The 14,969-nt window shown below is 40.2% G+C and carries 10 protein-coding genes and 1 pseudogene; 8 read left to right on the forward strand and 3 right to left on the reverse strand.

Going from position 1 to position 14,969, the window contains the following annotated elements; translation table 11 throughout:
- Window positions 1-9: 9 nt before the first annotated feature.
- The 4 genes and pseudogenes from KQP79_RS02105 (at window position 10) to mgtA (ending at window position 7,827) form a co-directional block, all read left to right on the forward strand.
- Entirely contained in the window at window positions 10-2,859 is a 2,850-nt protein-coding gene (locus tag KQP79_RS02105) for a glycoside hydrolase family 2 protein (RefSeq protein WP_061448339.1), read from the forward strand.
- A 145-nt stretch (window positions 2,860-3,004) separates the two neighbouring features.
- Window positions 3,005-3,691 carry a response regulator transcription factor gene (locus KQP79_RS02110; RefSeq protein WP_004312802.1) on the forward strand — a complete coding sequence of 229 codons (687 nt, stop codon included), beginning with the start codon at window positions 3,005-3,007 and terminating at the stop codon, window positions 3,689-3,691.
- Window positions 3,688-5,055: a sensor histidine kinase gene (locus tag KQP79_RS02115; RefSeq protein ID WP_009039601.1), complete on the forward strand. Its 1,368-nt coding sequence runs from the start codon at window positions 3,688-3,690 to the stop codon at window positions 5,053-5,055. The genes KQP79_RS02110 and KQP79_RS02115 overlap by 4 nt, the downstream gene beginning before the upstream one ends.
- Before the next feature lie 121 nt (window positions 5,056-5,176).
- Window positions 5,177-7,827, forward strand: a pseudogene (gene mgtA / locus KQP79_RS02120) (magnesium-translocating P-type ATPase).
- Between the two features lie 98 nt (window positions 7,828-7,925).
- Here mgtA and KQP79_RS02125 read toward each other — a convergent pair.
- The 3 genes from KQP79_RS02125 to KQP79_RS02135 all read right to left on the reverse strand — a co-directional run bounded on the left by KQP79_RS02125 (window position 7,926) and on the right by KQP79_RS02135 (window position 9,593).
- A complete protein-coding gene (locus tag KQP79_RS02125; RefSeq protein WP_117808881.1) occupies window positions 7,926-8,654 on the reverse strand; it encodes a DUF3990 domain-containing protein in 729 nt (242 codons plus the stop codon).
- Window positions 8,648-8,929 carry a DUF3791 domain-containing protein gene (locus KQP79_RS02130; protein WP_008775716.1) on the reverse strand — a complete coding sequence of 94 codons (282 nt, stop codon included), beginning with the start codon at window positions 8,927-8,929 and terminating at the stop codon, window positions 8,648-8,650. Before KQP79_RS02130 ends, KQP79_RS02125 begins: the two co-directional genes overlap by 7 nt.
- A gap of 145 nt (window positions 8,930-9,074) precedes the next feature.
- A complete protein-coding gene (locus KQP79_RS02135) occupies window positions 9,075-9,593 on the reverse strand; it encodes a hypothetical protein (RefSeq protein WP_138343198.1) in 519 nt (172 codons plus the stop codon).
- A gap of 620 nt (window positions 9,594-10,213) precedes the next feature.
- On the opposite strand from KQP79_RS02135, the gene KQP79_RS02140 reads away from it, so the two are divergent.
- Genes KQP79_RS02140 through KQP79_RS02155 form a run of 4 tightly spaced genes read left to right on the forward strand, consistent with a single transcriptional unit; the run spans window position 10,214 to window position 14,967 of the window.
- Window positions 10,214-10,801 (forward strand): DUF3575 domain-containing protein, encoded by a 588-nt coding sequence (locus KQP79_RS02140; RefSeq protein WP_004314797.1) that lies wholly within the window; start codon window positions 10,214-10,216, stop codon window positions 10,799-10,801.
- Between the two features lie 7 nt (window positions 10,802-10,808).
- A complete protein-coding gene (locus KQP79_RS02145; protein WP_015531082.1) occupies window positions 10,809-12,350 on the forward strand; it encodes a DUF3868 domain-containing protein in 1,542 nt (513 codons plus the stop codon).
- Between the two features lie 55 nt (window positions 12,351-12,405).
- Entirely contained in the window at window positions 12,406-13,992 is a 1,587-nt protein-coding gene (locus tag KQP79_RS02150) for an Mfa1 family fimbria major subunit (RefSeq protein ID WP_138343205.1), read from the forward strand.
- A gap of 3 nt (window positions 13,993-13,995) precedes the next feature.
- The gene (locus tag KQP79_RS02155) at window positions 13,996-14,967 is read left to right on the forward strand and encodes a FimB/Mfa2 family fimbrial subunit (RefSeq protein WP_004314794.1); all 972 of its coding nucleotides are present in this window, start codon (window positions 13,996-13,998) and stop codon (window positions 14,965-14,967) included.
- Window positions 14,968-14,969 lie beyond the last annotated feature (2 nt).

Raw genomic sequence — 14,969 nt, forward strand, 5'->3', positions numbered from 1 at the left:
AAAGTAACAATGAAAAAAGTAACCACTTTATTATCGACCTTAGCGTTGGCAACTACCCTGGCTGCTCAAAACCTTCCACAAACGGAAAGGCAATATCTCTCCGGTCACGGATGCGACGATATGGTTGAATGGGACTTCTTTTGTACCAACGGACGCAATTCCGGCAAATGGACGAAAATCGGTGTACCTTCCTGTTGGGAATTGCAAGGCTTCGGCACTTATCAGTATGGGATCACTTTCTATGGTAAACCATTTCCTGAAGGCGTTGCCAATGAAAAAGGTATGTATAAGTACGAGTTTGAAGTTCCGGAAAAGTTTCGCGGCAAACAGGTCAGTCTTGTATTTGAAGCTTCAATGACAGATACGGAAGTAAAAGTGAACGGACGCAAAGTTGGTTCCAAACATCAGGGAGCCTTCTATCGTTTTTCATACAACGTCACGGATTTCCTGAAATATGGCAAAAAGAATTTACTGGAAGTCACTGTTGCCAAAGAGAGTGAAAATGCCAGTGTGAACCTTGCCGAACGTCGTGCTGATTATTGGAATTTCGGCGGTATCTTCCGTCCGGTGTTCTTGGAGGTGAAACCAGCCGTAAACCTGCGGCACATTGCCATTGACGCAAAGATGGATGGAACTTTCCGTGCCAACTGCTACACAAATATCTCTAATGACGGAATGAGCATCCGTACACAGATTTTAGATAAAAAAGGGAAAAAGATAACGGAAACCACCGTACCCGTAAAAGCTGGAGGCGACTGGACTTCCCTGCAACTGAATGTATCTAATCCCGCATTATGGACAGCGGAAACTCCGAATCTTTATAAAGCGCAATTCTCTCTATTGGATAAGGCTGGTAAGGTTTTGCATAGTGAAACAGAAAATTTTGGTTTCCGCACGATTGAAGTACGCGAAAGCGACGGACTTTATATAAACGGAGTACGTATCAATGTACGTGGTGTCAATCGTCATAGTTTCCGTCCTGAAAGCGGCCGTACATTAAGTAAAGCGAAGAATATCGAAGACGTTCTTTTGATGAAAAGCATGAATATGAATTCTGTCCGTTTGAGCCATTATCCGGCTGACCCGGAATTTTTGGAAGCCTGTGATTCTCTCGGACTTTATGTGATGGACGAATTGGGAGGCTGGCATGGCAAGTATGATACCCCCACCGGAGTACGTCTGATTGAAGGCATGATAGAACGTGACGTGAATCATCCGTCTATTATTTGGTGGAGTAATGGTAATGAAAAAGGATGGAATACCGAATTGGATGGAGAGTTTCATAAATACGATCCCCAGAAACGTCCGGTTATTCACCCGCAAGGTAATTTCTCCGGTTTTGAAACTATGCATTACCGTTCTTACGGAGAAAGCCAGAACTACATGCGCTTACCGGAAATCTTTATGCCTACGGAATTCTTGCATGGTTTGTACGATGGCGGCCATGGTGCCGGATTATACGATTATTGGGAAATGATGCGCAAGCATCCCCGTTGTATCGGTGGCTTCCTTTGGGTATTGGCAGACGAAGGTGTGAAGCGTGTAGATATGGACGGATTCATTGATAACCAGGGAAACTTTGGAGCAGACGGTATTGTAGGGCCACATCACGAAAAGGAGGGTAGCTACTACACTATCAAGCAGTTATGGAGTCCGGTACAAATCATGAATACTTCTATCGACAAGCAATTTGATGGCAAATTCTCCGTAGAAAACCGTTACGATTATCTGAATCTGAATACTTGCCGTTTCCTTTGGAAGCAAGTAAAATTCCCGCTGGCAACAGATGCGTCCAATGCCGCTATTCAAGTGTTGAAAGAGGGTGAAGTGCAAGGCAGTGACGTGGTTGCTCACTCGGCAGGCATTTTGGATATAAAAACAAATATCCTCCCCAATGCAGACGCCCTCTTTCTGATAGCAATCGACCCATACGGCCATGAACTTTGGCGCTGGACTTTCCCGGTCAACAAACTGAATCAGCAGACAGAACAGCTTTCTCCCTTGTCCAGTCGTCCTGCTTATACAGAGACAGAAAATGAGCTTACTGTGAAAGCGAATAAGCGTACGTTCATCTTCTCAAAGAAAGACGGACAACTAAAAGGAGTATCTGTAGATAACCGTAAGATTAGTTTCGCCAATGGCCCCCGTTTCATTGGAGCCCGTCGTGCAGACCGCTCATTGGATCAGTTCTATAACCATGATGATGAGAAAGCAAAAGAAAAAGACCGTACATATAGCGAATTCCCTGATGCTGCCGTATTTACGAAACTGGACGTAAAACAAGATGGAGGTGATCTGATTGTTACCGCCAATTATAAACTGGGTAATTTGGATAAAGCTCAATGGACAATCAACCCGAGTGGGGATTTGGCTTTGGACTACACCTACAATTTCTCCGGTGTTGTAGATTTGATGGGTATTCGTTTCGACTATCCTGAAGATCAGGTAATCAGCAAACGCTGGCTGGGTGCCGGACCTTACCGTGTATGGCAAAACCGTATTCACGGAACGCAATACGATGTATGGGAAAACGACTATAACGATCCTATCCCGGGTGAGACTTTCACATATCCCGAATTCAAAGGATACTTTGGTGATGTTTCCTGGATGAATATCCAAACGAAAGAAGGCACTATCAGCCTGACAAACGAAACTCCCGACGCATATATCGGAGTATATCAGCCTCGTGATGGCCGCGACCGTTTGCTTTATACTCTTCCCGAAAGCGGAATCTCTGTCCTGAACGTGATTCCTCCGGTACGTAATAAAGTAAACTCCACCGATTTGTGTGGTCCCTCTTCACAACCGAAATGGGTAAATGGTCCACAAACCGGACGAGTCATTTTCCGGTTTATGTAAATGAATCATATAAAGGTATCCACATTGCGTTGGATACCTTTTTTATTTGGCCTTCTCACCGATTTTTCAAGGAAAAAGGCTATAAGTGGGGAATAATCATTATTTTTGTTTCGTTTTATACATTCAGATTAATGAATTCTTTCCTATGTACACAATACTAATTATAGAAGATGAACCCCGGGTTGCAAGTTTGCTGATGAACGGACTGGAGGAAAATGGCTATCAGACAATGGTGGCTTATGACGGACTGATGGGATTACGGCTTTTTCAAACGCATACATTTGATCTGGTTATATCCGACATCGTTCTGCCTAAGATGGACGGATTTGAACTGGCGAAAGAAATTCGCAAAACCAATCCCAATATTCCTATATTGATGTTGACGGCATTAGGATCGACGAATGATAAACTGGACGGCTTCGATGCCGGTGCAGACGATTACATGGTGAAACCTTTTGATTTCAGAGAGTTAAATGCCAGAATCAAAGTGCTGTTGAAACGTGTGACAGGTAATGCGCAGGAATTACCGCAGGAACTTGTCTATGCAGATTTGCGTATTGATCTTCAACGAAAAGATGTAGAACGGAATGGTATATCCATTAAACTTTCTCCTAAAGAATACAACCTGTTGTTATATATGGTAGAAAATGCCGAAAGAGTATTGAGCAGGGTTGAAATAGCGGAGAAAGTATGGAACACCCATTTTGATACAGGAACGAATTTCATAGATGTATATATCAACTATCTTCGCAAAAAGATAGACCGGGATTTTGAACCGAAACTTATTCATACCAAAGCCGGAATGGGTTTCATACTGACTGATAAAATATGAAGATCAGGACAACGTTGACTCTACAATATGCAGGGCTTACAGCTGCGGTATTCTTCGTATTTGTGATGGCTGTCTACTATGTAAGTGAACATTCGCGTAGCAATGCTTTCTTTCGTAATCTTCAAAGTGAAGCTATAACCAAAGCACATTTATTCCTTAAGGATCAAGTAGATGCCAAAACCATGCAGTCTATTTACCTGAATAATCAGAAGTTTATTAATGAAGTAGAGGTTGCTGTCTATACAACAGATTTTAAAATATTATATCACGATGCTCTGCAAAACGATATTGTTAAAGAAACGCCGGAGATGATAAAACGTATCCTGAAGCGAAAGAATATCAATTTCTATGTGGACGAATATCAGGCTATAGGACTGGTGTATCCGTTTGAGGGCAAAGACTATGTGGTTACCGCCGCAGCCTACGACGGTTACGGATACGCCAACCGAGATGCGCTAAGAAATATGCTTATTCTCCTATTTATCGGTGGATTGAGCGTATTAGTGGTTGTGGGGTATATCCTTTCTCGAAGCACTTTAAAACCGATACGTAATATAGTGAAAGAAGCGGAGAAAATCACAGCATCGCATATTGATAAAAGATTACCCGTAAAAAATGAACAGGATGAACTGGGAGAATTGAGTACGACATTCAATGCATTGTTGGAACGCCTGGAAAAGTCTTTCAATTCACAAAAGATGTTCGTCAGTAATGTATCTCATGAATTGCGTACCCCCATGGCAGCTCTTACAGCCGAATTGGATTTAGCTTTATTGAAAGAACGGAGCTCCGAACAATATCAGATGGCTATCGGCAATGCACTGCAAGATTCGCGTCGGATTGTTAATCTGATCGACGGATTATTGAATCTGGCAAAAGCTGACTATCAGTCGGAACAGATAACTATGGAAGAAGTCCGTCTGGACGAACTGTTGCTGGACGCCAGAGAGCTGGTACTAAAAGCTCATCCGGATTATCACATCGAATTAGTATTTGAGCAGGAAGCCGAAGAAGATAATGTGCTGACAATAATCGGAAACAGCTATTTACTGACCACCGCTTTTGTGAATCTGATAGAAAATAACTGCAAGTACTCTTCCAACCGGGCTTCATCAGTCCTGATCGCCTATTGGGAGCAATGGGCAATCATTCGTTTGTCTGATAACGGTGTAGGTATGTCTGATACGGATAAAGAAAACCTGTTTAAACTGTTTTATCGTGGAGAGAACAAACATATTGCTCCTGGAAATGGTATAGGCATGGCCTTGACACAGAAGATTATCCACCTTCACAAAGGCGAACTGACCGTATCTTCCCATAAGGATGAGGGCACTACTTTTGTGGTGAAACTTCCGCATATTTAAGAAATTCTAATAGCTTTCTAATACCACTCTAATCATTCTCTAACAGCTTCCCGGTGAAGTCTTCCTTACTTTTGCATCGAATTAACAAATGCAGTTAGTAACTTAAAAAAAATTAGAGAGTATGGTATGGAAGAAAAAACTGCGTTCATCACAGTACATATTCAATTCAGAGAAAGTATTTTTGGTTGCCACACAACCCGGTAAGTCAATCTATTCATACTTACAGACAACAAAGCTTGGATTAACGTTGGGAGAAGTGCAGGAGCGACAATCCGTTTATGGAAGAAACAAAGTGGTGCATGAACAGAAAAAGAATCCGTTTATCCTGTTTATCAAAACGTTTATCAATCCTTTCATTGGCGTTCTGACCGGGCTCGCCATTATATCCTTATTTTTGGATGTATTGATGGCCGATCCCGGAGAGCAGGAATGGACGGGAGTCATCATCATCTCATCCATGGTGCTGTTCAGTGCTATCCTGCGTTTTTGGCAGGAATGGCGAGCAAGTGAGGCTACGGATTCTTTAATGAAAATGGTAAAAACACATGTCTTGCCAAACGTGCGGGAGAGCATGAAGAAGAGATCGAAATTACGGAACTCGTTCCGGGAGATATCGTGTATTTGGCAGCCGGGGACATGGTTCCTGCTGATATTCGGATCATCGATTCGAAAGACCTGTTCATCAGTCAGGCTTCATTGACAGGAGAGTCCGAACCGATAGAAAAGTTTCCGGAGGTACGGGGACAACAGTTTCGGAAAGGAAGTGTCATCGAATTGGACAATATTTGCTATATGGGTTCCAATGTGATAAGTGGTGCGGCAAAAGGAATCGTTTTTGAAACGGGGAACAAAACCTATCTGGGTACTATTGCAAAGAGCCTGGTCGGGCATCGTGCCACTACAGCTTTTGACAAAGGCATTAGCAAGGTTAGCTTCTTATTGATTCGTTTCATGCTGGTTATGGTTCCATTTGTGTTTTTCGTAAATGGCTTTACGAAAGGGGATTGGTTTGAAGCTTTCATATTCGCCATATCCGTTGCGGTTGGCCTTACTCCAGAAATGTTACCGATGATTGTGACTGCCAACCTTTCTAAAGGAGCGATAGCCATGTCTAAAAAGAAAACAATCGTAAAGAATCTCAATGCCATTCAGAATTTTGGAGCGATGGACATACTCTGCACTGACAAAACCGGTACATTGACCTGCGATAAAATCGTATTGGAGAAATATATCAATGCAGATGGCAGTGACGATAACAGTAAACGTATTCTTCGTCATGCTTACTTTAACAGTTATTTCCAAACCGGTTTAAGGAACCTGATGGATAAAGCGATTCTTTCTCATGTAAGAGATTTGAGTCTGGAACATTTGAAGGATGACTACACTAAAGTGGACGAAATACCTTTCGACTTTACGCGCAGAAGAATGTCTGTTGTAATAGAAGACAGGCAGGGAAAGCGGCAAATCATCACCAAAGGAGCAGTAGAAGAGGTTCTCGATGTCTGTTCCTATGCCGAGTTCAACGGGCAGATTCATCCCTTGACTGATGCCTTGAAAATCAAAGCACAGATGATTAGTGAAGAAATGAATCAGCAGGGAATGAGAGTATTGGCAGTTTCCCAGAAAAGTTTTATCGAGAAAGATTGTAATTTTGCCATTGAAGATGAAAAAGAAATGGTACTGATCGGGTATCTTGCTTTTCTTGATCCTCCGAAACCTTCTGCTGCCGAAGCCATTGAACAGTTATATGCGCATGGAGTAGCAGTGAAAATTCTATCGGGAGATAATGATGTCGTAGTGAAAGCGATTGCCCGACAGGTAGGAATTGATACCAGTCATTTTCTTACTGGGATAGAAATAGAGAATATGGACGAAACAACATTGAAAGAAGCGGTAAAGGATACCACTTTATTCTCAAAACTGACTCCATTACAAAAGACGCAAATCATCTCTCTGTTGCAGGAGCAAGGCAATACGGTAGGATTCTTGGGAGATGGAATCAATGATGCAGGTGCATTGCGTCAGTCGGACATTGGTATATCAGTCGATTCTGCTGTGGATATAGCCAAAGAAAGCGCAGATATTATCTTGTTGGAAAAAGATTTGATGGTATTGGAAGACGGAGTGCTCGAAGGAAGAAAGACATTCGGCAATATCAATAAGTACATAAAGATGACTGCCAGTTCCAATTTTGGGAATATGTTCAGTGTGATGTTTGCCAGTGCATTCCTGCCGTTTCTGCCCATGATGCCGATACATCTATTGATCCAGAACCTGTTGTATGACATATCGCAGACCACCATTCCTTTTGACCGTATGGACCCGGAGTTCCTAAAGAAACCCCGTAAATGGGATGCGTCCGATCTAAGTCGTTTTATGATTTATGTAGGTCCCATCAGTTCTATCTTTGATATTATCACGTATCTGGTCATGTGGTACGTATTTAGCTGCAACAGCCCCGAACATCAGACACTGTTTCAGACCGGATGGTTTGTGGAAGGTTTGTTATCACAGACATTGATTGTCCACATGATACGTACCCGCAAGATACCGTTCATACAAAGCCGTGCCACATGGCCTGTGATGGGACTGACCTTCTTAATCATGGCAATAGGTATTCTTATTCCTTTCACCACTTTCGGGCGTTCCATCGGATTGACAGCTCTTCCTTTGAGCTATTTCCCCTGGCTGGTTGGGATTTTGCTCTCTTATTGCATTTTGACGCAGATCGTGAAGAATTGGTATATTAAGAAGTTTGTGCGCTGGTTATAATCCACAGTATCATATTTTATTCAGAAATCATTAAGCGATAAATATCTAATATTTTCTTATATAGAATATTCTAACCTACAAAAAAGACAAGGTTGATATTAACCTTGTCTTTTTTGTAGCTCTCTCATTAATTCATCTACAATATATGCATCGCTCATGAGATATAGATCTCCAAGTCGGTGGACAATGCGCTGGTAGCTTTCGCTATTATAAAATATATCAAGTGCCTGTAGACTGGAAATATGCAGACGGGTAGCAAGAAGTTCTACAATGCTGTAATATTTGCCTTGCATTACAATATCAGCATTGGGGATTTCTTTTGAGAGAGATGGGAAAGGCAAAAGTATAGCATCCACAAAATGTAAGTGTTCATCAATTACTTTTTGGTTCGTAATACAAATTTGATTGTTAGGCTCTTGATGAATCAAACGTGACAACGCTTCTTCACGAGTGTAATCACCACGCATATAAAGGTCAATAGTACGTATCACACGGTCATCTGCTATACCGCCTTCTATTATGTCATAATCCTGCCATATAACATTCCCTTGTCGACATGCTACAACAAAATCCAGCCAATGTGCATCGTAAGTGGTAAAGTGCAAATAATGAAAAGAAGAGTTACGGCAGGCATCTATATCCAATGAATAAATATTGAGCCATACACTTTTTTCATGGCGAATATCAGCTGTGCGAAGAGCCCAACGAATAGCCTGATCCTTTAAATCAGTAAGATAAAAGCCCACTCCGAAATCAAGATTTGGTCGGCATACTCCAGCTAATGGTTGTTCTACACGGTAAGTAGAACCATGATAAACAGTTAACATGACTTATCTCCTTTTTGCTGTGTCGAAACTTGAAAAGGACGATAATCTTTCGGTAACCATTGTGGATCACGATGATAGATATATTCTAATAAAGAATCTACTATGTAGGCTTTGCCTTGGGTATGCAAAGTATCATAAAAAGCATTTATATAGCCGTCTATAGCACCTAATTCTTTTAGTTTATTATATACATCCGCACTATAGCGTCCTAACCGTTCAGCTGTATTCTCTATACAATAGATAATAAACTCTAATTGTTTTTCTTTGAGGGTCATATTATTTTCTCCTTTCTTATCTTAATCCATTAGCGAAAAAGATTAATATTAGCAAAGATAGAAAAGTTCCTTCTTTCTTCCAATTAATTAGTATAGTATATCACGTTTCCTTATGGAATATTAAATCAAAATCAATATACTTTCATTATAGTTTTATAGCTTTTTCTTCTTTCACCAATTTCCTCCATCTTTGAAATGCCCTCATCAGCGTTTCTTCCTGTACCAGTCCTACCATTTCGTAGTGCTCTACGAATTGTTCTATTGACTTTTTAAACATCACTCCTTTATTAAACTTATTATCCAATAGAAAAGAGTATAATTCCGCTTTCATCTCCGTTTCTATTTCCTTTTCTATAATCAATGCACTATCGTTTCCGATATAGTTATAGACTTCCGGATTCTTCCCATTACGCGGTTTGGGCAGTACAAAGCAAATATTTCCAATTTCTTTCCATGAAGTATTTTGCGGATGAGGGACAGATAGTTGATGAAGGAAGTGATAAACTGGAGTAATGTGGGAGAGATGGATAGGGATAAGTCGTTTGGCAGAAGAAGGAGAGGAGGAATGAGACTGGTTCTCTGGATCGGGTTCTAAACTTTGTCGATATCGGACATACATATATCCAGCCAAATATGGCTTGATATTAATTGTAACTGTAACCATGGGATTTTTTTTAAAGTTTGTAATAAAAAAGTATGTATATACAGCCCCTTGGACTGTGAATTCCGTTTGGTTTATTGAGAATATTCCCATGGTTATCGGGACGGAATTCTTCTTTTTATAATAAATTGATATACAGTGTATTATAGATACTGTTTTTTGGTTTAAAACCAAGGAGCCGTTCCTTTTAAAGGAACGACCTGTTTCTCACCGAGGAACGCCTTGTTCCTTTTAAAGAAACGGATGGTCCCTTAAAATCCGGGAACAAAACTAGCTGTAATATTCTGATCTTTCAAAACGCATAGTTGAAATACCACAAGTAATATGTAAATATAAATAATCATTCTTATACATCGTTTGTTTTGCGCGTGTATAAACGTTCAGTATGTCACAAAAGATAATTGAATAAGTTGGATAATAATTTAACAATGTTTATCCGATAAGTCCTTTTTATAGTTATCTAACCCTCATTTAAGTGATTTATAGAACTATTTTGAACGAAACTTCGGAATCCATGTGCAATTTCAGAACGTTTTACTTTAATATATATTTATTTTGTAATTTCGCATTCGATAATCATTTATTAACGCAAGCAAAAGCAAAATATTCAATATACGCATCTGATGAAAATACAATATATAGCAATTCTACTTTTGATATGTTGGGGAAGCATTTTAAAATGTTCGGCCCAAAAGGTAGCAGTAAAAACAAACCTGTTCTACGGTGCATATTCAGGTACTCCTAACTTGGGAGTAGAGTGGGGACTTTCTCCACGCACTACAATAGAACTTGGCGCCGGACTTAACTGGTTTACACCCAATAAAGCATCTTCAAATAAAAAACTGGTGCACTGGCTCGGTACAATGGAATATCGTTATTGGACATGTGAAAGATTTAGCGGACATTTTTGGGGGATACACATAATAGGAACACAATATAACATAGCCGGTCATCACTTGCCACTTTTATTCGGGGATAATTCCAGCCATTACCGATATGAAGGATGGGGAGCAGGAGGAGGCATCTCGTATGGTTATCACTTCCTTCTTAGTAATCGTTGGAGCCTTGAAGCAAATATAGGTGCAGGATATGTGCGGCTACATTATGACAAGTTCCGGTGTAAGACTTGTGGTGAAAAGGTCGGAACAGAAAACCGCAATTATTTTGGACCAACTAAAGCTGCAATCTCACTTATATTTCTTATAAAATAATACAACCATGACAAAATTAAGATCATTCCTATACCTGTTAATCATATTCCTGACCATTTCTTCTTTATCATACGGAGAAGAAAATCCCAAGAAATGGTATACAGGAATTATACAGCCAACAGCTCTTGAACTACAGCAAGCGGGAGATTCATTACATATTCAAATACTTTACAACTTTGATAATATACAAGTCAGCTCCAATCATTCTATAGAACTGATACCAGTATTGATTGCTGCAAACCATCAGATGGAATTGCCGGAAATATCCATTAAAGGTCGTAAGAACTATCAGAATCTGAAACGTAAACTTGCTTTGATGAATACGCAGGAACATGCTTTTTACCAGTCAGAAGCTCCATACTCCATATTAAAAGGGTATGGAATGACTGGAAAAGAACAGATTCGGTACTCGTTGACAATTCCATTCGAGCCATGGATGAAGGATGCATATCTGAATGTAAAGAAAGAAGTGATGGGCTGTTGCAGGCCAGGCAGGTTACTATCAGCTATTCCTCTTTTTAGTGCTGTTACTTTGGAGAAACTTCCCGTCCCTTATCAAATCACTCCACATATTAGTTACGTACAGCCAAAAGTTGAACCAGTCAAAAGTCGTGAGATGTCATGTGAAGCATTTCTGGACTTTGTCGTATCAAAAACCGACATTAAACCGGACTATATGAATAATCCGATTGAACTAAAAAAGATATCCTCCATGCTTGCCGAAGTGAAAAATGATACAGCCATTACCATTCGTGGAATATCAGTCATTGGTTATGCTTCACCGGAGGGTTCTGTCCTTTTTAACAAACAGCTTTCCGAAGGACGTGCAAAGGCACTTGTTAATTACCTTCTCCCTCGTTTCCCTTTCTCTAAAGAATTATACAAGGTGGAATATGGTGGCGAAAACTGGGAAGGACTACGTAAAATGGTTGCAAGGTCTGACATGGCAGAAAAGGATGGAATTCTTCATATTATAGATCACATACCAGTTGAAATAAACTACCGAACGAATACCAGTCGCAAGAAATCGTTGATGTTATATAAACATGGCAATCCTTATCGGTTTATGTTGCGTGAGTATTACCCACATCTGCGTAAAGCAATCTGTAAAATAGAGTACGATGTTCAGAATTTTAATATAGAACAAGCAAAAGTGCTGATTCATAGTCGGCCACAAAATTTGAGTCTGAATGAAATTTATTTGGTTGCTCTAACTTACAAAAATGGTTCACCAGAGTTTATCGAATTATTTGAAACAGCCGTTAGCGTCTTTCCTGATGATAAGATTGCCAATCTGAATGCCGCTTCGGCTGCACTTTCACGTAAAGACACTCTTTTGGCAGAAAAATACTTAAAGAGAGCAGAGACTTCCACACCGGAATACGAAAATGCCGTGGGAGTATTACATCTGCTAAGAGGTGACTATGAACAAGCAAAGTTACATCTAAATAAGGCTGCTGAATCCGGATTGAAACAAGCAAATCTCAATCTGGAGGAATTAGCCAAAAAAGAAGAGAATATCGAATTGATGAGTAAACTAGATTATTGATTTTTTATATATTATAATTATCTTTTTATTTACAACATTTAAACATTTAACAATGATGAAAACAAGAAGTTTTCTATTATCTACATTGGCAGTTTTTATATTTGCCGGCTGTAGTAGTGAAGATGCCCGGGAAGGGAATATTCCGGGTGGTGAACTGGATGGCAAAGCGTATCTGTCGCTTTCGCTGCAAAGTCACACAGCTACTTCAAGAGCAGTGAATGTAGAAGAAAAACCGGGAAGTTCTGGGGAAAGTAAAGCAGGGGCCGTCAAAGTTTTATTATTTGACGAGGATGATGTGTGCCTTGATGTGGCTGATTTTGATGGTTTGACCGTTGGGAATAGCGGAGGAGAATCCGGTGGAACAGGGACCCCGGAAGCTGTAGCTAGCGATGCAAAATTAGTACCAGAGAAAACAAAAAAAGTATTTGTGGTTATCAATCCTTACACCGACGGGAGCAAAGGGTGGAATTTAACTACGGATGCTGTAAAAGGTAAACCTTGGTCTGCAATTAACACTGCTATTGAAGCAGTTATTGCCAACATCGCTACCAATGATAATTTCATGATGGCGAGTGCAGGCGAAGGAGCTGGCATAGAAGGAGCATTGATGGGAGTAACGGTGCATAAGCCGGATGGATATACCCAAGACAAAATAGATGCGGCAAAAAAAGAAGCAAAAGACCATCCTGCAGAAATCTCTGTGGATCGATTGAGTGCAAAAGTAGAACTTGCGGTTAAGGATCCTTTTTCTACAAAACCTGACGGTGCCAAATTTACTTTTGGCGGTTGGGAATTAAGCGTTACCAATAAAAGTGTGAAACTGTATAGCGAACTTATCACTTACGATAATGCCACGCCTGGAGCGGTTTATCGTCGGGATAAGAACTATTTAAAGAGCGAACAACCTGATATTAGTGATAATAGTACTATGGAAACTAATATGGATGCAGCTTTCAATTATCTAAAAAATATAGATAGCGAAAGTGAGGAGATGCCTGCTGTTGCACAGAGTAAGGGAACAAGTCTGTATTGTCTTGAAAATACAATGGAAGCTAAGGCACAACAATTAGGATTCACTACCAAGGTGGTAGTAAAGGCACAGTACACTCCTAATAGTTTGACTGAAAATAGTAGCTATTTTTCTTGGAAAGGAAACTATTATACATTAGAACAGCTTAAAACTGAATATAAAAACACTCCTAGTGGCGGACTAAAAACAGACTTACCTATATTCTTAAAGAAAGCAAAGCTCGTGGCTGGAGATGCCGATCAAAGCACTATAGACAATTTTATTACAAACCTTCAAGCGAACGGACTTACTGCGAAAACTGGTATCATCGGACGTTTTTGTGCCGTGCGTTACTATCATGAATCTGTTTGCTATTACGATGTCCTGATCCGTCACGATCAGAATGTAACCGAAAAGATGGCTTTAGGCCGATACGGAGTAGTGCGTAACAACTGGTATCACCTTGAACTTCAAAGCGTGAGCGGCCCCGGAACACCGTGGATTCCCGATCCGTCTGATCCTGACAATCCTACACCTCCGGGTACCGATGATGATGAAGCAGATGCATATATTTCTGTAAAAATCACTATCAATCCATGGACTTATTGGACACAAGGTGTTGATTTGCATTGATAAATGGGAATTAAAAGACACATAAAGAAATACAAAATAATCCTTGCCGCTTTTATAGTGGCAGGGATTACCGGTTGCGATGTCCTTCATGACGACCTTGATCAATGTGACCTCTTTCTAAAATTCCGATATGACTATAATATGGCAAATGAAGATTGGTTCGCCGAACAGGTGGAAGAAGTAAAGGTTTTCGTGTTCGATACGCAAGGAAAATATATACAGACACTTACTGATAATGGCCATTCGCTAAAAAGTCCGGACTATCGTATGCTGATACCCTATCGTTTGAAAGGCTGTACAGCTGTTGTATGGGCTGGAAAAACGGATAAATTCTATCAGCTTCCGACAATGGATACAGGTGATCCAATAAATAAATTAACGCTGAAATATGAGCCGGAAAACAACATAAGTAACAACCATCTTGATGCATTATGGCATAGCGGTCCTCTATTAATGTTTTCTTCGGAAAATATCAGTAATACAGAAAATGTCAGCTTGGTGCGCAATACTAATGATATAACGATAGGCATTACGCGAGGAAATAATCCGGTGGATGCTTCAAAATATGACATACAACTAATAACTGCAAACAATTTTTATGACTATAAAAATAATGTAGGTGAGAGCAGCAAGAATATAATTTACCATCCTTGTTCAGTTGAAGAGGAAGACAGTAAGACCGCCCTACAAACCCGCCTCCATACTCTTAGATTTATTAAGGATGCTGATACGACTTTTTCTATCACCGAAAAAGCGTCAGGAAAAACAATAGACATCGGAGGAAAAACAACTATAAACCTTATTGACTACCTGTTGATGAGCAAACCGAAAATGATGGGCGATCAAGAATACCTCGACCGCAGATACGAATGGGATATCAACATTCGAATCGGAGATAAGGAAGAGAATGGCTACATTGCATTAAGTATAACCATCAATAATTGGACCTACTGGTTCCAACCAACAGATATGTAAAT

It is taken from the genome of Bacteroides sp. DH3716P (assembly GCF_025914115.1).
In the GTDB taxonomy this organism is placed as follows: domain Bacteria; phylum Bacteroidota; class Bacteroidia; order Bacteroidales; family Bacteroidaceae; genus Bacteroides; species Bacteroides ovatus.